Raw genomic sequence first — 23,294 nt, forward strand, 5'->3', positions numbered from 1 at the left:
TTTAGTCTTCTTCCCCTGCTTTTAAATAGTACCCGACACCACGGCGCGTGATGATATACGTCGGCGTCGATGGATTGTCTTCGACTTTCTCACGCAACCGGCGGACTGTCACGTCGACCGTACGGACATCGCCGAAGTAGTCATAGCCCCACACCGTCTGGAGCAAATGCTCCCGCGTCATGACTTGCCCGATGTTTTGGGCGAGGTAATGGATGAGCTCGAACTCACGGTGTGTCAATTCGATTTTCTCTTCCCGTTTCGTGACCATGTACGAATCCGGATGAATCGTCAAATCACCGATCACGATATCGTTGTCATTGGCACCTTTCGTCTCTGGGGCCGGAGCCGTTGCGTGACGGCGCATGTTCGCCTTGACGCGGGCCAAAAGCTCGCGTGAGCTGAACGGCTTTGTGACGTAATCGTCGGCACCGAGCTCAAGTCCGAGCACTTTATCGATCTCAGAGTCTTTCGCCGTCAACATGATGATTGGCATGTCGTACTTCTTACGGACTTCACGGCACACTTCCATGCCGTCTTTAAGCGGCAGCATGATGTCGAGCAAAATCAAATCCGGTTTGACTTCTTCGACTTTCACGAGCGCCTCTTCCCCGTCATATGCGACGTGGACTTGGTATCCTTCTTTTTCAAGCTTAAACTTCAATATATCTGCAATTGGTTGTTCGTCATCTACCACTAAAATCGTACGATCCATTCAGTGAGTCCTCCTCTTATCGTTAAACGTACATGTCTACATTGTAACTCTTTTTCTATAGGTTAGAAAGCGTGGTCCATTTCCGTGGAAATGAAAAGAGAGCCACGAGGGCTCTCTGTCTTATGCTTCGTAAATGTCACGCAAAATGACCGTCTGCTCACGTGCCGGTCCGACCGAGAACGTCAACAATTCGATACCCGTCAACGCTTCGATGCGCTTGACGTAGTTCTGTGCGTTCACCGGCAAGTCTTCGAACTTGCGGATGCCTGTGATGTCTTCTGTCCAGCCTGGGAGCTCTTCGAACACCGGCTTGCACTGTTCGAGCACGCGGAAGTTCGGTGGGTACTCGTCGAGGAGCTTGCCTTCGAACTCATAAGCCGTACAAATCTTGAGCGTCTCAAGACCTGTCAACACGTCAATCGAGTTGAGGCAAAGGTCTGTGATTCCGCTGACGCGGCGCGAGTGGCGGACGACAACCGAGTCGAACCAACCGACGCGACGCGGACGTCCTGTCGTCGTACCGTACTCTTTTCCGACTTCACGGATCGTGTGACCGATCTCATCGTCAAGCTGGGTCGGGAACGGGCCGTCTCCGACGCGTGACGTGTACGCCTTACAGACGCCGACGACGTGATGGATCTTCGATGGACCGATACCGGCACCGCTCGATACGCCGCCTGAAGCCGCGTTCGATGATGTGACGAACGGGTACGTTCCGTGGTCGATGTCTAGCAATACACCTTGTGCGCCTTCGAAGAGCACTTTCTGTTCTTCGTCGAGCGCGTTGTTCAACACGACCGATGTATCACATACGTACTTGGCAAACTGTTGGCCGTACGCATAGTATTCTTCGAAGATGTCATCGAATTCGATCGCATCGACTTCGTACATCTTCACGAACATGCGGTTTTTAATCGCGAGGACCGTCTTGAGCTTCTCGGCGAACACTTCTTTGTCGAGCAAGTCGGCGATGCGAATCCCGATGCGCGCCGCTTTGTCCATGTAGCAAGGACCGATTCCTTTGAGTGTCGTCCCGACTTTGGCGTCGCCTTTCGCGTCCTCTTCGAGCTTGTCCTGCAACTGGTGATACGGCAAGATGACGTGGGCCCGGTTCGAGATGCGGAGGTTATCCGTGCTCACACCGCGCTCGTGCAAATACGCGAGCTCCGTGACGAGCGATTTCGGATTGACGACCATCCCGTTCCCGATGACACATGTTTTGTCCGAGTAGAAGATCCCCGATGGAATCAAGTGAAGTTTATACTTCGTATCGTTGAAGACGATCGTATGACCAGCGTTGTCTCCCCCTTGATAACGCGCGACGACCTCGGCCTGCTTCGATAAGAAGTCCGTGATTTTTCCTTTACCTTCATCGCCCCACTGCGTTCCCACTACGACTACTGATGACATAATGAATCCTCCTTGTAGATAAACGTTCTATTCAAACCATCCGTAAGTGTACACTTGCTCTTGTTGAAAGTCAACCTAATACCGAACGATATTTTTAAGTTGTAACCTTTCGTTCGTTATTGACGTGTCATTTCTCGTTCGATGATGGAATTCTTTAAATTCAAGATACGTTTAGGTCTAAAGACCGACCAAAAAAGACGACGTCATGAGACGTCGCCTTTGGCAGAATCATTCGTCCTACATCGGCGGCGCAAAGGCTTGCGTCTCCATGTTGACGAATTTATTGTATTCTTTTCGGAATGAGAGTTTGACCGTCCCCGTCGGACCGTTACGCTGCTTGGCGATGATGATCTCGATCGTGTTGGCGTCTTCACTCTCTTTATCGTAATAGTCATCCCGGTACAAGAACGCGACGATATCGGCATCTTGCTCAATCGCCCCGGATTCCCGGATATCCGACATCATCGGCCGCTTGTCTTGACGGCTCTCAACACCACGTGAGAGCTGTGACAAGGCGATGACCGGCACTTGAAGCTCACGCGCGATCGCTTTGAGCGTACGCGAGATTTCCGAGACTTCTTGCTGCCGGTTCTCGCCCGGCTTGCCGTTCCCGACGATGAGCTGCAAGTAGTCAATCATGATCATGCCGAGGCCGTGCTCTTGTTTCAAGCGGCGGCACTTGGCCCGAATCTCGTTGACGCGAAGACCCGGCGTATCATCGATATAGATCCCGGCTTGTGACAGTGATGACATGGCGAGCGAGAGCCGTCCCCAGTCCTCGGCCTCGAGCCGTCCCGTCCGTAGACGCTGGGCATCGATATTGCCTTCCGCACAGAGCATCCGCATGACGAGCTGTTCGGCACCCATCTCCAAACTGAAGATGGCGACGTTCTCGCCGGTACGGACGGCGACGTTTTGCGAGATATTCAGCGCAAACGCGGTTTTACCAACCGAAGGACGGGCTGCGACGATGATGAGGTCGTTGCGTTGGAAACCGGCCGTCATCTTGTCGAGATCGCTGAACCCGGTCGCGATACCGGTGATTTCGCCACTCGATTGGTGCAGTTTTTCAATCGTCGAGTAGGCGTCCGATAAGACGGAGCCGATTGGATGGAAGCTTGACTGCCCTTTTCGTTGCGAGACCTTTAAAATGTTCCGCTCGGCGTCTGACAGGACGGCATCGACCTCGTCTTGGCGTTCATAGCCGTCCGAGACGATATTCGTCGCAGTCCGAATCAAGCGGCGGAGTGCCGCCTTTTGATCGACGACGTTCAAATAATACCCGATGTTCCCGATGGCTGGAACCGCCTCGGCGATTTCCGCCAAATAGTTCAATCCACCGATCTCATCGAGAATACCTTGGGCTTGAAGCTCCGAACTGAGCGTGACCAAATCGACGAGTTCGCCCCGGTCATTGATTTTCAGCATCGCCTCAAAGATCCGTTGATGGCTGACACGATAAAAGTCGTCCGGGTCGACCCGTTCCGAGGCCGTGATCAGCCGATCGGAATCGAGAATGACGGCCCCGAGGACAGCTTGTTCCGCTTCGACGCTATGTGGCGGGGTATTGACTTGAATCGCATCACTCATACGTGTCTACCTCACCTTCACGCTTCTTGAACATGAACGTTTAACATAGCCGTGACGTCGTGGTGCAACTTCACCGGCACTTTCGTAAACCCGAGCGCTTTGATTGGGTGTTCGAGCTCGATTTTACGCTTGTCGATCTTGTAGCCCATCCCTTTCAACGCTTCACCGATTTGTTTGCTCGTGACCGATCCGAAGACGCGACCGCCCTCACCTGACTTCGTCTTGACGACGATCGTCTCTTTTTCAAGCTTGTCCTTCAACTGCTGGGCTTGTTTCAATTCTGCTTCAGCCGCTTCTTCGGCGCGTCGCTCTTTTGCGGCGAACGCCTTCAAGTTACCCGGTGTCGCTTCGACCGCCAAGTTCTTTTTAAAGAGTACGTTCTTCGCGTAAGCGTCCGCGACGTCTTTGACGTCACCAGCTTTACCTTGACCTTTAACATCTACTTTTAAAATGACTTTCATTCAGAATCCTCTCCCTCTGTTTCATCTGTCATATAATGATCAATCGCTTCTTGTAATAACGTTTTCGCCTGTTCCCGGCTCACGTTCAATTGTGTCGCCGCATTCGTCAAATGACCGCCCCCGTCCAGCATCTCCATGATGACTTGGACGTTGACATCACCGAGCGAACGGGCACTAATGCCGGTTCGGCCGTCGAGTAAGACGGCGATGACGAACGATGCTTTGACGCCCTCCATATTAAGGAGCTGGTCAGCGGCTTGGGCGATCAACACTTGATGGTGCACTTCATCGTCCGAGGCGACGGCGATCGCCATGCCGTCGGAATAGATGTCCGTGTTTTCGAGAATATGAGACTGTTCGATATACGAATCGAGGTCTTGCCGCATGAAGTGCTGGACGAGCACGGTGTCTGCCCCTTGAATCCGAAGGAAGGAAGCGGCATCGAACGTCCGCGACCCGGTCCGCAAGGTGAATCCTTTCGTGTCGACCACCATACCTGCGAGGAGCGACGTCGCTTCTAAAATCGATAGCTTGCGCGTACCGGCCTGATACTCGATCAACTCCGTTACGAGTTCGCACGTCGAGGATGCGTACGGCTCCATATAGACGAGGACCGGATCTTCAATGAACTCTTCACCACGGCGATGGTGGTCGATGACGACGACCCGTTCCGCGCGGTCTAGAATATCCCGCGAGATGACGAGCGACGGCCGGTGCGTATCGACGACGACGAGGAGCGTCTGTTCGTCGATGAGGGGTTGAGCCTCGAACTCGGTCAAAAAACGGCTATACAGCTCTTCGTCGTTTTCGACTTCATTGACGAGACGTTGGATCCCAACGCTCGTCTCGCCGGCCGGGATGACGACGTACGCCTCACGTCCGACAAATTCAGCCAGTTTCATGATGCCGATGGATGCTCCAAGCGAGTCCATATCCGGGTTTTTATGCCCCATGATCAGGACACGGCTCGACTCGCGAATCAAATCACGCATCGAGTTCGAGATGACGCGGGCGCGAACCCGGGTCCGTTTCTCGGTCGGGTTCGTCTTGCCGCCGAAAAAGCGGACTTTCCCGTTATGACGTTTGACGACGACTTGATCCCCGCCGCGTCCGAGCCCTAAATCAAGGCTCGATTGCGACAAGTTCCCCAGTTCCGTCAGCGTCGTCTCCCCACAACCGATCCCGATGGAGAGTGTGAGCGGAATTTTATGCTCTTTCGTCGCCTCACGGACCTCATCGAGAATCGAGAATCGATTGTTCTCAAGTTCGGAGAGCGTCCGTTCGTTCATCACGAGAAAGAAACGATCGGCTGCCGTTCGACGCATATAGATGTGGTATTTTTGAGCCCATTGGTTCAAGAGGACGGTCACGCGTCGATTGATTTCACTCCGGACCTGTTCATCCACAGCGGTTGACATCTCGTCATAGTTGTCTAAGTATAAGACGCCGATCACCGTCTGCGTTTCCGAGTATTTTTGTTCAATCTCTGCCTCATCCGTCATGTCGAACAAGTAAAGGGTCTGATATTCCTTATTGTAGAGTACCCGATAAACGCGGTCTCCGACTTCGATGGTCGCCTCGTCCTCTTCTTCCTCAATCAACTCGGTGAACGCCGAGTGAATCGAATCGATCGAGATCCCGAGTTCCATCTCGAGCTCAAAGATGAGTCGAGACTGTTCATTGAACCAGCTGATGCGACGAGTTTCGTCAAAGACGAGAATCCCAATCGGCATGCCGGTGAGCGCTTCTTTCCCGACGTCTTCGATTCGATGCGACAAAGAATGGACGTATTGTTCCCACGCCTTGCGTTCTCGTCGAATCGTCACTTGCTGATAGATGAAAAAAATCAGCGTGCCCACGAACAGGGTGATTGCCGCCACAATGCTGTAGAACGCCAATCCTAACGCGACAAGCAGTCCAATCACATATGGAACGGCGTGACGCGCGTACTGGTTCTTCACTGATGTTATTGCTTCACCACTGTACATGTGTGCCTCCTAAAATGAGTGGTGTTCCACCCATGATATCTAAATGGTTTCTGCTCTATCATACCATATCCGTCCGTTTCACTTACACTCCTACATCGGCTCGGAAAACAAAAAACGACCTATCCCGAGGGATAAGCCGTGTGTCAAAAATTACTCTGCAACGTATGGAAGCAAAGCCATTTGACGTGAGCGCTTGATAGCGACAGTAAGTGGACGTTGGTATTTCGCTGAAGTACCAGTCACACGACGTGGAAGAATTTTACCACGCTCCGAAACGAAGCGTTTGAGCAATTCTACGTCTTTATAATCGATATGAGTGATGTTGTTCGACGTAAAGAAACATACTTTACGACGACGACGACCTCCTGGACGACGTGCCATGTGAAGACCTCCTTTTTAGTTTAGTTTCGAATCGACGCGATCAAAATGGTAGATCGTCATCCGATAAGTCGATTTTTCCGCCACCCGAGAACGGGTCAGCTTCAAAACCTTTGTTTGAGTTCGAGGACTGAGATGAAGTCGAAGAAGCGGCTGCGCCCCATCCTGATCCACTTGACTCACCACCACCGAAGACATCTCCAGCCGGTGCTGTATCACGTTGCGTTGAAGCACCGCGTGGTTCAAGGAAGCGTACGCTATCGGCTACGACTTCTGCCCGGTAACGACGTTGGCCATCTTGACCTTCGTAACTACTGATTTGAAGGCGACCGTCTACGCCGGCCATGCTGCCTTTTTTCAAATATTGTGCTACGTTCTCTGCTTGTTTGCGCCAAACGACACAATCAATAAAGTCCGCCTCGCGCTTCCCATCTTGTCCAGTGAATGGACGATCGCAAGCGAGAGTGAAGCGAGTTACGGCAATCCCGCTCTGCGTATAACGCATTTCTGGATCGCGTGTCAATCGACCAACTAACACAACTCGGTTAATCATCTCAAAGCTCCCCTTTCGCAATATGAAGCGTTAAGAATTAACGCTCGTCTTTAGTTGTCATTTGACGGACAACGTCATCAGAGATCTTCATGAGACGCTCTGTTTCTTGAATCGCTTTAGGCTCAGCAGTGATGTTGAGAAGAACGTAGTGTCCTTCGCGCATCTTGTTGATTTCGTAAGCGAGACGACGTTTACCCATGTCTGTTGTTTTATCAACAGTACCACCGTTTTCAGTGATGACGTTGTTGAAGCGTTCGATTAAAGCTTTCTTAGCTTCCTCATCAACTGATGGACGGATAATGTAAAGAAGTTCGTATTTACGCATTATCTTTCACCTCCTCTTGGACTAACGGCTCCTACCGGTTGTAGGAGCAAGGAGCAAACAAATGTTTTACTCACGTCATAATATACTATCAAACTTCTGTTCGTTTTACAATACGTTTCCGTAAAATGGCTTAAACGTTGAAACGGAACGTGACGACGTCGCCATCTTGGAAGACATATTCTTTTCCTTCTGAGCGAAGTTTCCCTTGTTCTTTGACCGTTGTCATATTGCCGGCAGCTGACAAGTCTTCATACGAGACGACTTCTGCCCGGATGAATCCACGCTCGAAGTCCGAGTGGATGACGCCCGCACATTGTGGGGCCTTCATGCCTTGCTTAAACGTCCAGGCGCGTACTTCTTTCTCACCGGCCGTGAAGTAAGTCGCGAGACCGAGCGTCGAGTAAGCGGCACGAATCAATTGATCGAGACCTGACTCTTCGATTCCGAGGTCTTGCAAGAACTCAAGGCGTTCTTCTGGTTCGAGCTCTGAGATTTCTTCTTCGATACGGGCACAGATGACGATTACTTTCGCCTCTTCTGTCGCCGCGTGTTCACGGACGGCTTGGACGTATGGGTTTTGGTCGGCATCCGCTACTTCGTCTTCACTGACGTTCGCGACGTAAAGCATCGGCTTCATCGTGAGCAATTGGAAGTGTTTGACGATGGCGAGTTGATCATCCGTCAATTCAGCGACGCGCGCCGGGCGCTCCGATTCAAGGACGGCTTGAACGATTTCAAGCGCCTCGAGTTCTTGAGGGGCACCCTTATCTTTCGACTTGACCATTTTTTGGACACGCGTGATGCGTTTCTCGACCAACTCGAGGTCGGCCAAAATCAATTCGAGGTTGATGGTCGTGATGTCATCAATCGGTGAGACTTTTCCTGCCACGTGCGTGATGTTGTCGTCTTCAAAGCAACGGACAACTTGGCAAATCGCGTCGACTTCACGGATGTTGGCGAGGAATTTGTTTCCGAGCCCTTCTCCTTTTGACGCACCTTTCACGATTCCGGCGATATCTGTAAACTCAAATGCGGTCGGTACAGTCTTCTTTGGTTTGACGAGTTCTGTCAACCGATCGAGACGCGCGTCCGGTACTTCGACGACCCCTACGTTCGGGTCGATAGTCGCGAACGGATAGTTGGCTGCTTCTACACCGGCTTGCGTGATGGCGTTAAATAATGTCGATTTCCCAACGTTCGGTAATCCGACGATTCCTGCTGTTAATCCCACTTGTATGTCCTCCTCATCCGGCTTTCCCGGGAAATGTTGATCCGTCTGTGGAGTGGGTACGTTCAGTACACCACACCGTCACATCCTTCACAATTATAGTTAGTCCTCGATTAAACCGCAACTCACGGTTGTAACATAGAGAAAAACGCCACTTATTCAGCGGCGTTCTCTTGTTTAAGCACTTTTTTCAATCGCTTATCAAAGTCGCGACGCGGCATGAGCACGCTCGCCCCGCATCCTTGACACTTGATGCGAATATCCATTCCGACCCGAGTCACCTGCCAGCGGTTCGTCTGACACGCATGCGGTTTCTTCATTTCTACAAAATCGTTCAATTCATACGATTTAGCCTGCATTTTCCGGCGCTCCTTTAGTCGTTGTGGTTGGCGGCATCATGACAGTACGCGGATACGGGATTTCGATTCCGCGCTCATCTAGTCCGGCTTTCAACTCTTTATGCAAAATCCGACCGGCCGCGAAGTGTTGTGTCGGTGGAACTTCGGCCATGAGACGATAGACGACTTCCGACGGTCCGAGCGACTGGACCCCGGCGAGCGTAATTGGTTCGATGAACAAGTCGTGATACTTCTCCTCAACCGTATGGGCGATTTCTTTCAACGCCTTCTCAACTTTAGCCATGTCTTCTTCATACGCGACACCGATATCGACGACTGCGACGCTGTTCTCGAGTGAGTAGTTCGTCACTTGCATGATTTGTCCGTTCGGGATGATCGTCACTTGTCCGTTCAACCCTTTCAACTTCGTCGTCCGAATCCCGACTTCGATGACGGTGCCGTCGACTTGTTGATTTAAATTGACGTAATCCCCGTTCTTATACTGGTTCTCAAAGATGATGAACGCACCTGTGATGACGTCCTTCACCAAGTTTTGCGCACCGAACGAGATGGCCAGACCGGCGACCCCGGCCGATGCAATTAAACCGGCGATATTGACGCCAAACTGCCCGAGCACCGTCAAAATCATGATCAGGCCGAGCACATAGCGAATCGTGTTTTGGGCCAATTTTGATAACGTCTCATTTTGCCGTTGCGTCACAATATCGTGCTCTTTAATTTTACGCAGTGCGAACACGCGTTGGACCATCGACGTCAAAATGCGTGACGCCACATAAAGTGCCAAGATGATGAGTGCGACACCGGTCAATTTGATACCGAGACCGATCCACATCTCCGTGTCTTGGAAATAGGCGACGAACCGATTGACACTATCCATCGTTTCGTCGGCTACCGTGCTTAAGTTTGTATCTGTATTTTGTGAAGCCATGTTGTCACCTCTAGCGTTATAGATTCTAACCCATCAAACCATAATTAACGACTTTTCTCAAACCCTACATCCGGACGTTATAAGTTTCGGTGTTCCGGGAATGGGATAATACGGTTTCATTCCGCAATTGCAACTAGACGCAGGCAGCTTAGAAGAGAGGATGAGATTCATGCCGTTTCGCCTAAAACCTCATAAACCATACTCTTTCTTCATCGAACATACCGAACGGAGTGGATCCAAGCTCTTTGCCGATCAACTGCATGATCAGTTGGCAAAGGAGACGCATCGTCCGATCGTCCTCGTTTGTATCGGCTCCGACCGTTCCACCGGTGACTCGCTCGGACCGCTCGTCGGCACGTTCCTTGAGGAGCGCTTTGTCCGCAATATCCATGTGTACGGCACGTTGACAAAACCGGTCCATGCGCTGAACCTTGTCGAGACGCTCCATGAGATTCAGACACGGTTCCATCGCCCCCTCATCATCGCCATCGACGCTTGCCTCGGTCGCTTGTCGAGTGTCGGTTATATCTTCTTCTCAGAAGGACCGCTCGCCCCAGGTGCCGGTGTTCAAAAAGAACTCCCTTCGGTCGGCGAATACAACATCAAAGCGGTCGTCAACGTAAGTGGCTTCATGGAAATGATGATTTTGCAAAACACGCGCCTCCACCTCGTCTATGAGCTGGCCCGTTTCATCACCGACGGGTTCGTCGAGTTCGACTCACGCATCGGGCGGCTTCATCAAGAAGAGGCGGCCATCACCCGACTTCGTCAGTCTCGTGACGAATCGAAATCTTGAGGCGATAACAACGTCAATAGATGTTCCAAATCGTCTTGCGAGAAATACTTCAGCTCGAGGACGCCCCCTTTTCGACGCGGGCGAATCGATACATCCATTTGAAGACGTTCCGCTAGCACCGCCTCGACGGCTTCCACGTCGGCGTCCGAGCGTTTGAGCGTCTTTTTTTCAATGCGCTCTTTTTGTAAATAGCGCTCGAGTCGGCGGACCGTCCATTGCTCGGCGATGACGCGACGGGCGATTTGTTCCATCGCCTGCACTGATTTCATGCCCGTAATCGCCCGGGCGTGGCCCATGGTCAGCTCGCCGACCATGACCGCATGCTGGACCGCGCTCGGCAACCGGAGCAGTCTCAGGCTGTTCGTCACGTGGCTCCGACTCTTACCGACGCGTTCGGCGAGCTGTTGCTGGGTCAATCCGAGCGTCTGCATCAACTGTTCGTAGGCGAGCGCTTCTTCAATCGCGTTCAAGTCGGCACGTTGAATGTTCTCAATCAAGGCGAGTTCCATGACGCGATCCGAGTCGGCCGTGACAATCAATGCCGGGATATCCGTCTTGCCGGCCAATTGCGCGGCTTGGAACCGGCGCTCTCCGGCGATGATTTCATAAAACCCGCTCGCTTTGCGGACGACGATCGGTTGTAACACGCCGTAACGCTCAATCGACTGTCGGAGTTCGTCTAGCTTTTCTGGTTCGAACTGCTTGCGGGGCTGGTTCGGGTTGGGACGAATGTGTTTAATCGGTAACCGTTCCATCATGATTCCTCCATTCCTGCTGACTGATAGCTATAAAAAAAGCACAGGCTCACTTTTGTGGCCGTGCTTTCGGGATTCGAATCCGAATTTCAACAAATTCGTCTTCTTCGACTTCCTCGGTCTGGACTTCAATCCCGGACTTCCCGATCAAACTGACCGAGTCCCGGATTGTATTGAGGGCGATTCGCGTATCTCTGGCGAAACTTTTCGTCCGACGGCGCTGCTTTTTCGGTTTCCGCTTCTCTTCTTCAATCGGTGTCGTCAAGAAGGCGACGCGTTCTTCCGTCTCTTTGACGTTAAAGTCCTGTTCTAAAATCTCCATGAGCACTTGGAGCTGCAGACCTTCCTCTTTTAGCGGCAAGAGCGCCCGAGCGTGACGTTCATTGATTTGGCGGTCACGCAAACATTGCTTGACGTCGTTCGGCAATTTCAACAGGCGTAGTTTATTGGCAATCGTCGACTGGCTCTTCCCGAGACTCTTCGCGAGCGCGTCTTGCGTCAGACCTTTCATGGCGAGTAGACGGCCGTATGCCTCCGCTTCCTCAATCGGACTGAGCTGTTCCCGCTGCAAATTCTCAATCAAGGCTAAAGCGGCAGTCGTATCGTCATCCATGTCCCGAACGATGGCCGGAATGACAGACCATCCAAGCGATTTGACAGCGCGGAAGCGGCGTTCCCCTGCGATAATCTCGTAGCGCCCCTCTTCTGCTTTCCGAACGACGATCGGTTGCAAGAGACCATGCTCGTCAATCGTAACGGCCAATTCTTCAATTTTAGCCGGCTCGAATACTTTACGCGGTTGATAACGGTTCGGGAGAAGCAACGATAACGCGATTTCTTGAACCGCATCATTCGGTTTGACCTCTGCGATTTCTGTAACCGCCACTTCTGGACGACTTCCGAACAGTTTAGCAAATGTTTTCTTCAACGTCGGCACCCCTCTATGTAAAAAATAAGCAGATTCCACTACCGGAATCTGCTTTTAGTTTCACGTGAAACACGATTACTCAGATTAGCGGCTCTTTCGCCGGGGTACCCGCTTTACGTGGATATTTCCCAGGCGTTTTTCGTAATTTATCTACAATTACGATATTACGCTCACTCATCTCTCCTGGCAATAGGAACTGGTGTGTCGTTTTTACTTTCCCACCGAGCACGGCCAAGGCGTTTTTCGCGTCGACCAGCTCGTCGGAAACTTTCGCCGCTTTGAGCGCTACGAACGTTCCGCCGACTTTTGCGAGCGGTAAACAGTACTCGGCGAGCACCGTCATCCGGGCAACCGCACGGGCGGTTACGACATCAAATTGCTCACGAAATTTTTTATTTTTTCCAAACTCTTCGGCGCGTCCATGATGGAACGCGACACCTTCTAACCCGAGCGCGAGCGCGAGTTCGTTCAAGAACGTGATTCGCTTGTTAAGCGAGTCGATAATCGTCACGTGAAGGTGCGGGAATAGAATTTTGAGCGGCAAACTCGGGAATCCAGCCCCGGCACCAACGTCACATACGGTTTCGACGTTTGTGAAATCGAAATGGAACGACGCGCTGAGCGAATCATAGAAATGCTTCAAATACACTTCTTCCTTGTCCGTGATCGCCGTCAAATTCATTTTTTCATTCCACTCGACGAGCATCTCGAAATAGCGTTCAAATTGAGCGAGTTGCTTCTCGCTCAATTCAAATCCTTCTGCCTGCAACGCCTCAATAAATTGGGATTGGTTCATCGTTTCACTCCACTGTCGCGTATTGTCCTTGCTCGATATAGACAAGAAGGATCGAGACGTCCGCCGGGTTTACCCCGGAAATACGTGACGCTTGTCCAATCGAGAGCGGACGAACTTGTTTTAGTTTTTGTTTCGCTTCCGTCGCAAGACCACCGATTGCATCGTAATCGAGTTTCTCTGGAATCCGTTTTTCTTCCATCCGACGCATCTTCTCGACTTGCTCGAGCTGCTTCGAGATGTAGCCTTCGTATTTCACTTGAATCTCGACTTGCTCCGCCACTTCGAACGGCACTTCGATCGGAGCCGGTGCAATGCGCATGAGCGTCGCATACGTCACTTCAGGACGCTTCAAGAGGATGTTGGCATGCGTCGCTTCTTTGAGCGGATTCGCACCGACTTCTTCGAGCACATCGTTCACGTCAGCGGACGGTTTGATGACGAGTCCGTTGAGACGCTTCACTTCTGCCGCGATCGCGACTCGTTTATCTTCAAGGTGGGCATGACGCTCTGGTGACAATAAACCGACCTCGTGACCGATGTCGCTCAAACGAAGGTCCGCATTGTCGTGACGCAAAAGCAACCGATATTCGGCACGTGATGTGAGCAAACGATAAGGCTCGTTCGTCCCTTTCGTCACAAGGTCGTCAATCAAGACACCGATATACGCCTGTGAGCGGTCCAAGATGACCGGCTCTTTGCCGAGCACTTGGCATGCGGCGTTGATTCCGGCCATGATGCCTTGTCCGGCCGCTTCTTCATAGCCGCTCGTCCCATTGATTTGACCTGCCGTGAACAATCCGCCAACCGTCTTCGTCTCGAGTGTCGGCCAAAGTTGCGTCGGTACGACTGCATCGTACTCAATCGCGTATCCAGGGCGCATCATCTCTGAGTTCTCAAGCCCCGGAATCGTCCGGAGCATTTGATGCTGAACGTCTTCCGGCATACTCGTCGAGAAGCCTTGCACGTAAATTTCTTCCGTGTCGCGACCTTCTGGCTCGAGGAAGATTTGGTGACGCGGTTTATCGTTGAACCGGACGACTTTATCTTCAATCGATGGGCAGTAACGCGGGCCCGTCCCTTTGATGGCACCTGAGTACATCGGCGAACGATGCAAGTTCTCATCAATCAATTGGTGTGTCCGCTCGCTCGTGTAGGTGAGCCAGCACGGGATTTGCTCAATCGGGTCAAGGTCTTTCGATGTGTAGGAGAAGAGCGACGGATTGTCGTCCCCTGGTTGAATCTCCGTCTTCGAGTAATCGATCGTCTTGCCGTCGATGCGTGGCGGTGTCCCCGTTTTGAAACGAACGAGTTCGAGCCCGAGCTCTTCTAAATGCTTCGACAATTCGACCGAAGGCATCTGGTTGTTCGGACCGCTCTCATACGACAATTCGCCGATGATAATTTGACCGCGCATAAACGTACCGGTCGTGACGATGACCGCTTTCGAGCGGTACTCCGAACCAGTATTCGTGACGACGCCGGCGACTTTTCCGTCTTCGATGAGAAGTCGTTCGACGAGCGCTTGACGAAGCAATAGGTTCGGTTCGTCTTCAAGCACTTTCTTCATATGATTTTGGTATTGGAATTTGTCCGCTTGCGCCCGTAATGCGCGCACTGCTGGACCTTTTGATGTGTTGAGCATCTTCATTTGAATGTACGTCGCATCAATCGCCTTCGCCATTTCGCCGCCAAGGGCATCGATTTCGCGAACGACAATCCCTTTCGCGGGACCACCGATCGATGGGTTGCAGTACATGAATCCGACCATATCCGGATTCATCGTGAGCATCGCCGTTTTCGCGCCCATGCGCGCCGAAGCCAGTGCGGCCTCGATTCCCGCATGACCGGCTCCGATGACGATGACATCAAACTCGCCTGCCGTGTAAGCCATAGTTGTTCCTCCTTATTATTTCCCAAGACAAAACTGTGAAAAGAGTTGATCAATCAAACTTTCTTGAACGGTGTCCCCGTTGATTTCGCCGAGCGTATCCCACGCCCGCCGTAAATCGATTTGGACCATATCAATCGGCAAATTCATGGCGGCGCTTCCGAGCGCCTCATCGATTTGTTCGATCGTCCGTTTGATGAGCTGAATGTGTCGTGCGTTCGAGATATATGTCATATCCTGTGATTCGACGCCTTTAGCGAAGAACAAGTTCGAGATCGCCTTTTCCAATGCGTCGATTCCCTCTTCTAATAAGAGAGACGTCGCCACGATCGGGCGACCTGCCGCTAGTTTCTCCAGCTTAGAAGAATCCATACTTTGTGGCAAGTCCGTCTTATTGATGATGATGATCGCATTCATACCAGCAATCGCCTCAAATAAGGCCTCATCCTCGACAGTCAGACCTTCATGCCCGTTCAAGACGAGCAAAATCAAGTCAGCGCCCGCGAGCGCCTTGCGCGATTTCTCGACACCAATCCGCTCTACGATATCTTCCGTCTCCCGAATCCCTGCCGTATCAATCAATTTGAGCGGAACGCCTTTGACGTTCACATACTCTTCAATCGTATCGCGCGTCGTTCCGGCGATTTCCGTGACGATCGCTTTCGTCTCTTGTACGAGCGTGTTCATGAGCGAAGATTTGCCGACGTTCGGCCGACCGATAATCGCTGTCGCGAGCCCCTCTCGTAAAATTTTTCCTTGTCGCGCCGTCTCAAGCAACTGCTCGAGCACGCGTTTCACTTCGCCCGCCTTGTCTTCGACAATGGCCTGGGTCATCTCTTCGGCGTCGTATTCCGGATAGTCGATATTGACCTCGACCGCCGCAATCGTCTCAAGCAACAGTTGACGCAACTCGCGGACGAGCCGTGACAAACGTCCTTCCATCTGAGACATGGCAACGTTCATGGCCCGATCCGTTTTGGCACGAATCAAATCCATGACGGCCTCGGCTTGCGACAAATCGATTCGTCCATTCAAAAAGGCGCGTTTCGTGAACTCGCCCGGTTCTGCCAAGCGGATGTCCGGTTGTTCAAGAATCAGTTCGAGGACACGATTGACCGCGACGATTCCTCCGTGGCAATTGATTTCGACGACGTCTTCTCGCGTGAACGTCTTCGGTGCGCGCATGATGCTCACCATGACTTCATCGACGACCTCGTCCGTGCCAGGACGTTTCAATTTTCCGTAATGGATCGTATGTGACTCCACTTTCGTCAAATCTTTTCCCGAAAAAACACGGCCCACCGTCTCGACGGCGCGGTCACCGGACAAGCGGACGATTCCGATTGCCCCTTCACCCATCGGCGTCGAAATCGCCGTAATCGTGTCAAACTCTAGCATCATCTTTCCCTCCCATACTTCTTACTACTTCCTCTATCTTATGCATAACGCACCTACTATACACGATATTTGTCTCGAACGAAAGCGTCCGACCTCTCGAGCCACGGTTGCATTTTAAGGAATTACTTTAGTACAATAAAGGAATATATTTCCATGGAGGACGTGATGAAATGCGACAGCAAGATGCCATCGCCACATTGACTAACAGCCTCATCTCCGATGGGGGCGTGCAGGCCATTTTCTTGAAAGGATCGTTCGGGCGTGATGAAGCGGACGAACATTCTGACGTCGACTTGTACGTCATGGTCGCCCCTGAAAACATGAACGAGTTCTTGGCGCGCCGCCGCGACCATCTGGCCACATATCGCCCGATTCTGCTCGAGGATGAAATCGATATCGTAGCCCCGCAACTGATTGTCGTCTATGATGATTTCTTGCATCTCGATTTCTTCACGGTGACAGCGGACACGTTGAACCATCAAGACACAATTACGGTGCTGTATGATCCGGAACACCGACTGCAACATCACTCGAGTTCGCTCACCTTGTCGAATGAAGACTTAAGCGGACACGTGTTTGATGCGATTTGGTTCTTTTTCCAATATACGAAAGCCCGTGACCGCGGCAACGATGTCTGGGCCGTCGAGATGCTTCGGCAAGGCATGAGTCATTTCGCCTATACACTCGCCGCTCACTACGAACCCGAACGGGCCGCACTCGGGTTGAAAGACGTGGCCGCCCGGCAGCGGATTGAAATCCGGACCTTTTATGAAGCGTTGACACCCGACCATCATGCGACAGCCGCTCGATGGTATATCTCCCGTCTCGAAGCCGAGCGTCCCTTCTTCGAGACGACCGTTGCGTTCGAAGTGATTCGTCCGTTTTTCGATCGGCTCGTCATCCGTGAAAAAAGCCGCTCCTAATGTGAGCGGCTTTCGTTTATGCTTGCTGGCGTCTCGAGGAACGGAGCGTGAAATAGAGCATCCATTCGATCACGCCGACGGCGATGAGAAAACCGCCGAACAATTGGAACAAGACGAGCAGGCTGTCAAACGGATTCGCCAACATGAGTAGGCCAATCCCAATCCACAATAGACTGCTCAGCATGAAGTACATCCACCGATTGGCGATGGTCCGGCGAAATCCGACGGCTTGAATCAACCGGATTATGCCACCAAACAAGAATAAGGCGCCGATAAAAATCGGGAGCAGACTTGCCAACGTTTCAGCGAAGAAAAAGACGATTAAAGCGATCAATAAATAGATGATTCCCATAAAGAAACCGGCTGGGAGTCCGTTTCGTTTGTGCCGCAACCCTTGAACGATGGCGACGAGACCGATGATGGCAAAGTAAGCCGCGACCAAATAGACGATCGCATCAAAAAAGATGCGTGGATACAAGATGATGAGTAACCCGATTACCACGTAAAGCGCCGCTTGAATGAACGTCGACCGTTCCAACCGTTTGATGAGCGTCTCCATATGAAAGACCCCCTTTCTGATTCGACGATTTCGACCACTGCTTTGTTTATTCCCGGATTTCGGGTTAATCTATCCCGAACGACAAAAAAGGCTGTGGATTGGTTATCCACAGCCTTAGAGTTTATTTACGTTTTTTCTTTTTTGCCTTTTTTTCTTCTTCTGCGAGTACGGCACGTTCTGCTTCTTTCGCCGCGATTTTCGCTTCAGCTTGAACTTTCATCTTCTCACGCATCGGGAGCATGATTGCCATCGTCACGATAATCGAGATGATGTAACCGACGACCCAGTACATCGAAAGGGCGGCTGGAAGCGTGATCGACATGACGAAGATCATCACTGGGAAGATGTAGAGCATCATTTTCAATTGTGGGTTTTGTTCTTGGCCCGCCATTGAGATTTTTTGCTGTGCATACGTCAAAATCGCTGCCAGAATCGGCAAGATGAACGTTGGATCTGGTGCCCCGAGGTCGAACCAGAGGAACTGTGCTTCAAAGATTTCAGGTGTCCGACGGATCGCATCATAGAACGCGAACAAAATCGGCATTTGGATCAAGATTGGCAAACAGCCCGCGAGCGGGTTGATTTGGTACTCTTGATACATTTTCATCATTTCTTCTTGCAGTTTACGTTGCGTCTCTTGGTCTTTCGAGCTGTACTTCTCACGCAGCTTGAGCATCTCTGGCTGCAAGACTTGCATCGCACCCATACTCTTCGTCTGCTTGATCATAAGCGGTAAAATCAAGAGGCGGACGATAATCGTCGCGACGATGATCGAGTAACCGTACTGCCACGTCCCACCAATTAAGTAAGCCGCTTCTTTCAACAACCATGCTAGTGGCCAAACAAAGTATTGCGACCAGAAGCCTTCCGTCTCAGCCGTAATCGGCTCTCCTTGGATCGTCGATGGGTCGACACAGCCAGCCATCAACATGATGACGCCGGTCATGACAGCCAACAATCCTAATTTTAGCTTTTTGCTCATAGTTCCCCCTACGCTTTCTTTATCGATTCTTTTGTTTCATCACACGTCTATCGGTCAATCCTAATTAGTTCGCGTTATATATGAAAGAACGAGCTCGGATTGTTATGATCGATCGACTTGTCTCTGCTTCCAAACTTTAGCCCGTTTGAATGCGTGTTTCAAGCTTTCCGTCACTTCATCTTGCGTAAGCGACGTCGCTGGTTTGCGCGCAATGATGACATAATTGTGCGGAGCCACGTTCGGTTCGAGCAAGCGAAGCGATTCACGCATCAATCGTTTCATCCGGTTCCGTTCCACGGCATTTCCCAGCTTTTTGCTGACCGAAAGTCCGACCCGGAAGTGCGCTTGATTCGCTTTTTGCGTGTAGACGACAAACTGACGATTGGCCACGGAGCGTCCTTCACGAAACACCGCTTGGAACTCTTCATTCTTTTGCAGGCGGTATTCTTTTTTCAAAATTCTCACTCCATCCTTCGCTTCAAAAATCGTCAACTAACATCATACCATATCCCATTCATTTCAACGAGAGTGAATCAGCTTTTTCCGTCCGTTTGTGTGAGTTCTGTGACGATATAAAAAAAGATTGCCCAAGGAGGATTCCTCGGGCAATCTCATGATCTGTATTAGACAGTCAAGGCTTTGCGGCCTTTACGACGGCGAGCTGCAAGAATGTTGCGGCCGTTTTTAGTCGCCATGCGTGCACGGAATCCGTGGACTTTCTTACGCTTACGGTTGTTAGGATTGAAAGTTGGTTTCATTGTTAAAGCACCTCCTCAAGGTTAACGCTCTATTAGCAAGTTATAGTTTCATTTAAGGCAGTCTTTAAGATTATATAAACTGTTGTCTAGATTGTCAATGAGTTTTCGCCAGGTTTTCAATTAGGATGAAATCCTTCGGAGAGGGAAGGGACGATCACCTCAGGATGGCATGATTTAGAAGAAACGGAAGCAATGAATCAAATAGAGAATTAACAATCCGCCAGTAACTTTTTTACAAATAGCTGTCTAAAGCCATTTTATCCACATATCCCGATAGTTATCCACACTTATATGTGAATAACTCCTCTTCTTTCAACAATTTTATGATTCCATTTTTTAATTTTTCATTTTCTTCTCTTGAAAAAATATTCTCCACAATTCCTTCTTCCTCTTTTGTGTATAACTTTTCTATCTCTATCTTACCTTACTTCTAATTATCCACAACATATCCACACCATACACAGCATGTGGATAACTACCTGTGGATTCTTTTTGCAGTCTGTGGATAAATATCAAAAACCGTTGCCACGTCTATTTTATTTTGATAAACTGAATGTGCACAAACTTGTGGATGAACTTTTAGCAATTCCAAGATATACACAGGCTGTGGATAACTGTTATCCCCAACACTAACACCATGTGGATAACTTTATCCACAGTTTTTGTTCTCTGGGGATAACCCTATTATCTACTATAGAATAGTGTATGTGTATATCGTGTGAATAAGTTTCGCCAACATGTGAGTAAAGGAGGTCTTTCATTGAAGAATGCTCGCGAGATTTGGAGAAATGTTTTATCTCTGATTGAGGAAGAGGAACGAACACCAAAAGCCAGCTTTGATATGTGGTTGAAATCAACAGAAGGAATTTCGTTGATGGGGACGACACTCGTCGTGTCCGCGCCAGCCAGTTTCATTGTGACTTGGCTTGAGCGTCAGTACTTGTCATTGTTACAAGATACAATTGAAGAAGTAACGAACAACAAGCTTGAGATTCATTTTATCGAGGAATCACAAGCACACAAGTATGCACCTGCGGATGGATCGAAAGAGACGATTGCTGCCACAGAAATGAAAGAACAGCCGCTTCCAGTACTACCAAAAGAGGAAGGGAACCTCGGACAGCTGAATGACAAGTACATTTTTGAGACGTTTGTCATCGGGTCGGGGAACCGATTTGCTCACGCTGCCTCGCTCGCTGTCGCAGAAGCACCGGCGCGCGCCTATAATCCGCTCTTCATTTATGGAGGAGTCGGGCTCGGCAAGACGCATTTGATGCATGCGATTGGTCATTACGTGAAAGGGCAGAAGCCTGGCGCACGAATCGCTTACGTATCATCTGAAAAGTTCACGAATGAGTTCATCAACTCGATTCGTGACAATAAGACAGAAGAATTCCGCAACCGCTATCGGAACATCGATGTCCTCTTGATTGATGACATTCAGTTCCTAGCCGGGAAAGAACAGACACAGGAAGAGTTTTTCCACACGTTCAATGCGCTTCATAACGATCAGAAACAGATTGTGATTTCGAGTGACCGACCTCCTAAAGAGATTCCGACGCTTGAAGATCGTCTTCGTTCGCGGTTCGAATGGGGTCTTATCACTGACATCACACCGCCTGACCTTGAAACGCGGATTGCCATCTTACGCAAGAAAGCGACGGCAGAAGGGCTTGATATTGCGAACGACGTCATGCTGTATATCGCCAATCAAATCGATACGAACATTCGTGAACTCGAAGGGGCGTTGACGCGCGTCGTGGCCTACGCCAAGCTCGTCGGTCGTCCGATTGACCCGGATGTCGCTGCTGAAGCGTTGCACAACATCATGCCGGTCCAAGAAGCGAAGAAAATTGTCATTCGGGACATTCAAGAAATCGTGGGCCGTCATTTTAATATTGAAGTTGAGGAACTGAAGGCGAAGAAACGAACGAAGACGCTCGCATTCCCACGTCAAATCGCGATGTATTTATCACGTGAGATGACGGAAAGCTCGCTTCCTAAAATCGGGGAAGAGTTCGGTGGACGCGATCACACGACAGTGATTCACGCTCATGAGAAAATTAGTACATTGCTCAAGCACGATCCGGAGATGCAAGAGACGATTCAGACGTTAAAGAAAGCATTGTCATAAACACTTCGATTTCGTTGTGGATATCCTGTGGATAAACCCACATAGTTATCCACAAGTTATTCACAGGCAGAATAGCTCAATACCAGTGGTTGAAGTGACTTATCCCCAGTATCCACAGCCCTTATTACTATTATGACTTAAATAATACTATTATTATTAACTATATGACTCAGTTCACTTAGGAGGAATTATCCACATGCATTTAACGATTCAGCGAGATGTATTCATGCAAGCCGTACAAGATGTATCAAAAGCTGTTGCTTCCCGAACGACGATTCCAATCCTCACAGGATTAAAGCTTGAAGCCCATGCCGATGGGTTGACGCTCACAGGTAGCGATACGGAAATTTCAATCGAACGCTTAATCCCGATTGAAGAAGGCGGAATCGAACTCATTCAAATTCAACGAGCAGGTAGCGTCGTGCTCAATGCACGTTTCCTCGGTGAAATCGTTAAAAAGTTGCCGACGAATGAAGTGACACTTGAAGTGTCTCCGAACTTCATGACACGAATCGAATCGGGACAGGCCGAGTTCCATTTGAACGGACTCGATCCAGATGAATACCCGCGCCTGCCTGAACTATCAAGCGAGCGTCGTTTCTACTTACCGGCCGATTTATTGAAGACGATTATCCGTCAAACGAGCTTCGCTGTTTCCGGACAAGAGACACGTCCTGTGTTGACAGGGGTCAACTTCTCTGCCGAAAAAGGATTCTTGACGTGTGTCGCCACGGATAGCCACCGTCTAGCACTTCGCCGGGCACGGTTTGAGACAGACAACGATTTGACGTTCCAAAATGTCGTCGTTCCGGGTCGCTCATTGAACGAACTCGCAAAATTGCTTGATCGGGAAGAGTTGCCAGTCGAAATCGTGTTGACGGACCAACAAATCTTGTTCCGCTTGAAAAACATCTCGTTCTTCTCACGTCTACTCGACGGGGCATACCCAGATACATCACGCTTGATTCCGGAAGAATACCGGACAGCGGTCCGCATGAACGCGAAGGACTTCCTCCAAGCTATCGATCGTGCGTCATTGCTTGCACGCGCTGATCGCAATAACGTCATCAAGTTTGTCGCTGAAGAAGCGACGACGGTCGAAGTCTCCTCTCATTCTCCAGAAGTCGGGAAAGTGTCAGAGCGCGTCAGCATCCTGTCGCTTGAAGGAGAAGAGTTAAAAATTTCATTCAACTCGAAATTTGTCATGGATGCGCTTCGTGCGCTTGATGCTTCAGAAATCGAAATCCAGTTCACGGGTTCGATGCGTCCGTTCATCTTGCGTCCGGTCGAGCAAGATAGCGTCCTACAGTTGATCTTGCCAGTCCGCACGTCTTAAGTCAGACTGAGCAGATTCGGGGATGATGAGGTGTTTCACCTTGTCATCCCCATTTTTGCCTTATTCGACGTTTTTCGATAAACTAATAAGTATGGCGATTTTTTGTACT

Annotated in this window: 24 protein-coding genes; 4 read left to right on the top strand and 20 right to left on the bottom strand. The window is 50.4% G+C overall.

Annotation, left to right across the window (positions count from 1 at the left end):
• Position 1 precedes the first annotated feature (1 nt).
• From yycF to KNP80_RS13695, 11 genes are all read right to left on the bottom strand, one after another.
• Complete coding sequence (gene yycF, locus KNP80_RS13645) at positions 2-712, bottom strand: response regulator YycF (RefSeq protein ID WP_021067867.1); 711 nt, start codon at positions 710-712, stop codon at positions 2-4.
• A gap of 120 nt (positions 713-832) precedes the next feature.
• Positions 833-2,122, bottom strand: coding sequence for an adenylosuccinate synthase (locus tag KNP80_RS13650; protein WP_021067866.1), 1,290 nt, complete (start codon positions 2,120-2,122; stop codon positions 833-835).
• Between the two features lie 237 nt (positions 2,123-2,359).
• Positions 2,360-3,712: a replicative DNA helicase gene (dnaB, locus tag KNP80_RS13655; protein ID WP_021067865.1), complete on the bottom strand. Its 1,353-nt coding sequence runs from the start codon at positions 3,710-3,712 to the stop codon at positions 2,360-2,362.
• Between the two features lie 17 nt (positions 3,713-3,729).
• Positions 3,730-4,173: a 50S ribosomal protein L9 gene (rplI, locus tag KNP80_RS13660; RefSeq protein WP_214718796.1), complete on the bottom strand. Its 444-nt coding sequence runs from the start codon at positions 4,171-4,173 to the stop codon at positions 3,730-3,732.
• Complete coding sequence (locus KNP80_RS13665; protein WP_214834958.1) at positions 4,170-6,161, bottom strand: DHH family phosphoesterase; 1,992 nt, start codon at positions 6,159-6,161, stop codon at positions 4,170-4,172. Before KNP80_RS13665 ends, rplI begins: the two co-directional genes overlap by 4 nt.
• 150 nt (positions 6,162-6,311) lie before the next feature.
• Entirely contained in the window at positions 6,312-6,542 is a 231-nt protein-coding gene (gene rpsR / locus KNP80_RS13670; RefSeq protein ID WP_015880232.1) for a 30S ribosomal protein S18, read from the bottom strand.
• Between the two features lie 40 nt (positions 6,543-6,582).
• Positions 6,583-7,092 (bottom strand): single-stranded DNA-binding protein, encoded by a 510-nt coding sequence (gene ssb / locus KNP80_RS13675; protein ID WP_024371077.1) that lies wholly within the window; start codon positions 7,090-7,092, stop codon positions 6,583-6,585.
• Positions 7,093-7,129: 37 nt separating this feature from the next.
• Positions 7,130-7,417 carry a 30S ribosomal protein S6 gene (rpsF, locus tag KNP80_RS13680; RefSeq protein WP_021067861.1) on the bottom strand — a complete coding sequence of 96 codons (288 nt, stop codon included), beginning with the start codon at positions 7,415-7,417 and terminating at the stop codon, positions 7,130-7,132.
• A gap of 130 nt (positions 7,418-7,547) precedes the next feature.
• The gene (gene ychF, locus KNP80_RS13685) at positions 7,548-8,648 is read right to left on the bottom strand and encodes a redox-regulated ATPase YchF (RefSeq protein ID WP_214718806.1); all 1,101 of its coding nucleotides are present in this window, start codon (positions 8,646-8,648) and stop codon (positions 7,548-7,550) included.
• A 152-nt stretch (positions 8,649-8,800) separates the two neighbouring features.
• Positions 8,801-9,004, bottom strand: a complete 204-nt coding sequence (locus tag KNP80_RS13690; protein ID WP_016509068.1) for a DUF951 domain-containing protein — start codon at positions 9,002-9,004, stop codon at positions 8,801-8,803.
• Positions 8,994-9,932, bottom strand: a complete 939-nt coding sequence (locus tag KNP80_RS13695; protein ID WP_021067859.1) for a mechanosensitive ion channel family protein — start codon at positions 9,930-9,932, stop codon at positions 8,994-8,996. Before KNP80_RS13695 ends, KNP80_RS13690 begins: the two co-directional genes overlap by 11 nt.
• 169 nt (positions 9,933-10,101) lie before the next feature.
• On the opposite strand from KNP80_RS13695, the gene yyaC reads away from it, so the two are divergent.
• Positions 10,102-10,728 (top strand): spore protease YyaC, encoded by a 627-nt coding sequence (gene yyaC / locus KNP80_RS13700; protein ID WP_021067858.1) that lies wholly within the window; start codon positions 10,102-10,104, stop codon positions 10,726-10,728.
• On the opposite strand, the gene KNP80_RS13705 is transcribed toward yyaC, so the two are convergent.
• The 5 genes from KNP80_RS13705 to mnmE form a co-directional block, all read right to left on the bottom strand.
• Positions 10,701-11,483 carry a ParB/RepB/Spo0J family partition protein gene (locus tag KNP80_RS13705; RefSeq protein WP_029596439.1) on the bottom strand — a complete coding sequence of 261 codons (783 nt, stop codon included), beginning with the start codon at positions 11,481-11,483 and terminating at the stop codon, positions 10,701-10,703. The two genes, yyaC and KNP80_RS13705, sit on opposite strands and share 28 nt — an antisense overlap.
• 49 nt (positions 11,484-11,532) lie before the next feature.
• The gene (noc, locus tag KNP80_RS13710) at positions 11,533-12,411 is read right to left on the bottom strand and encodes a nucleoid occlusion protein (protein WP_214718808.1); all 879 of its coding nucleotides are present in this window, start codon (positions 12,409-12,411) and stop codon (positions 11,533-11,535) included.
• Positions 12,412-12,490: 79 nt separating this feature from the next.
• The gene (rsmG, locus tag KNP80_RS13715; RefSeq protein ID WP_214718810.1) at positions 12,491-13,207 is read right to left on the bottom strand and encodes a 16S rRNA (guanine(527)-N(7))-methyltransferase RsmG; all 717 of its coding nucleotides are present in this window, start codon (positions 13,205-13,207) and stop codon (positions 12,491-12,493) included.
• A gap of 4 nt (positions 13,208-13,211) precedes the next feature.
• On the bottom strand, positions 13,212-15,098 hold the full coding sequence (gene mnmG / locus KNP80_RS13720) for a tRNA uridine-5-carboxymethylaminomethyl(34) synthesis enzyme MnmG (RefSeq protein ID WP_214718811.1): 1,887 nt from the start codon (positions 15,096-15,098) through the stop codon (positions 13,212-13,214).
• Between the two features lie 15 nt (positions 15,099-15,113).
• The gene (gene mnmE, locus KNP80_RS13725; protein ID WP_021067853.1) at positions 15,114-16,493 is read right to left on the bottom strand and encodes a tRNA uridine-5-carboxymethylaminomethyl(34) synthesis GTPase MnmE; all 1,380 of its coding nucleotides are present in this window, start codon (positions 16,491-16,493) and stop codon (positions 15,114-15,116) included.
• Between the two features lie 170 nt (positions 16,494-16,663).
• On the opposite strand from mnmE, the gene KNP80_RS13730 reads away from it, so the two are divergent.
• Positions 16,664-17,416 (top strand): nucleotidyltransferase domain-containing protein, encoded by a 753-nt coding sequence (locus KNP80_RS13730; RefSeq protein ID WP_214718813.1) that lies wholly within the window; start codon positions 16,664-16,666, stop codon positions 17,414-17,416.
• Between the two features lie 16 nt (positions 17,417-17,432).
• Here KNP80_RS13730 and KNP80_RS13735 read toward each other — a convergent pair whose 3' ends face one another.
• The 4 genes from KNP80_RS13735 to rpmH all read right to left on the bottom strand — a co-directional run bounded on the left by KNP80_RS13735 (position 17,433) and on the right by rpmH (position 19,715).
• Positions 17,433-17,975 carry an HdeD family acid-resistance protein gene (locus tag KNP80_RS13735; protein WP_214718815.1) on the bottom strand — a complete coding sequence of 181 codons (543 nt, stop codon included), beginning with the start codon at positions 17,973-17,975 and terminating at the stop codon, positions 17,433-17,435.
• A gap of 121 nt (positions 17,976-18,096) precedes the next feature.
• On the bottom strand, positions 18,097-18,957 hold the full coding sequence (yidC, locus tag KNP80_RS13740; protein ID WP_214718816.1) for a membrane protein insertase YidC: 861 nt from the start codon (positions 18,955-18,957) through the stop codon (positions 18,097-18,099).
• Positions 18,958-19,059: 102 nt separating this feature from the next.
• Positions 19,060-19,413, bottom strand: a complete 354-nt coding sequence (rnpA, locus tag KNP80_RS13745; protein WP_214718819.1) for a ribonuclease P protein component — start codon at positions 19,411-19,413, stop codon at positions 19,060-19,062.
• Positions 19,414-19,580: 167 nt separating this feature from the next.
• On the bottom strand, positions 19,581-19,715 hold the full coding sequence (rpmH, locus tag KNP80_RS13750; RefSeq protein WP_015880216.1) for a 50S ribosomal protein L34: 135 nt from the start codon (positions 19,713-19,715) through the stop codon (positions 19,581-19,583).
• 760 nt (positions 19,716-20,475) lie between these two features.
• Here rpmH and dnaA point away from each other — a divergent pair.
• Both dnaA and dnaN read left to right on the top strand, forming a co-directional pair.
• A complete protein-coding gene (gene dnaA / locus KNP80_RS13755) occupies positions 20,476-21,849 on the top strand; it encodes a chromosomal replication initiator protein DnaA (protein WP_214718821.1) in 1,374 nt (457 codons plus the stop codon).
• A gap of 196 nt (positions 21,850-22,045) precedes the next feature.
• Entirely contained in the window at positions 22,046-23,185 is a 1,140-nt protein-coding gene (gene dnaN / locus KNP80_RS13760) for a DNA polymerase III subunit beta (RefSeq protein WP_021067846.1), read from the top strand.
• Positions 23,186-23,294 lie beyond the last annotated feature (109 nt).

It is taken from the genome of Exiguobacterium sp. E4787 (assembly GCF_018618375.1).
In the GTDB taxonomy this organism is placed as follows: Bacteria; Bacillota; Bacilli; order Exiguobacteriales; family Exiguobacteriaceae; genus Exiguobacterium; species Exiguobacterium chiriqhucha.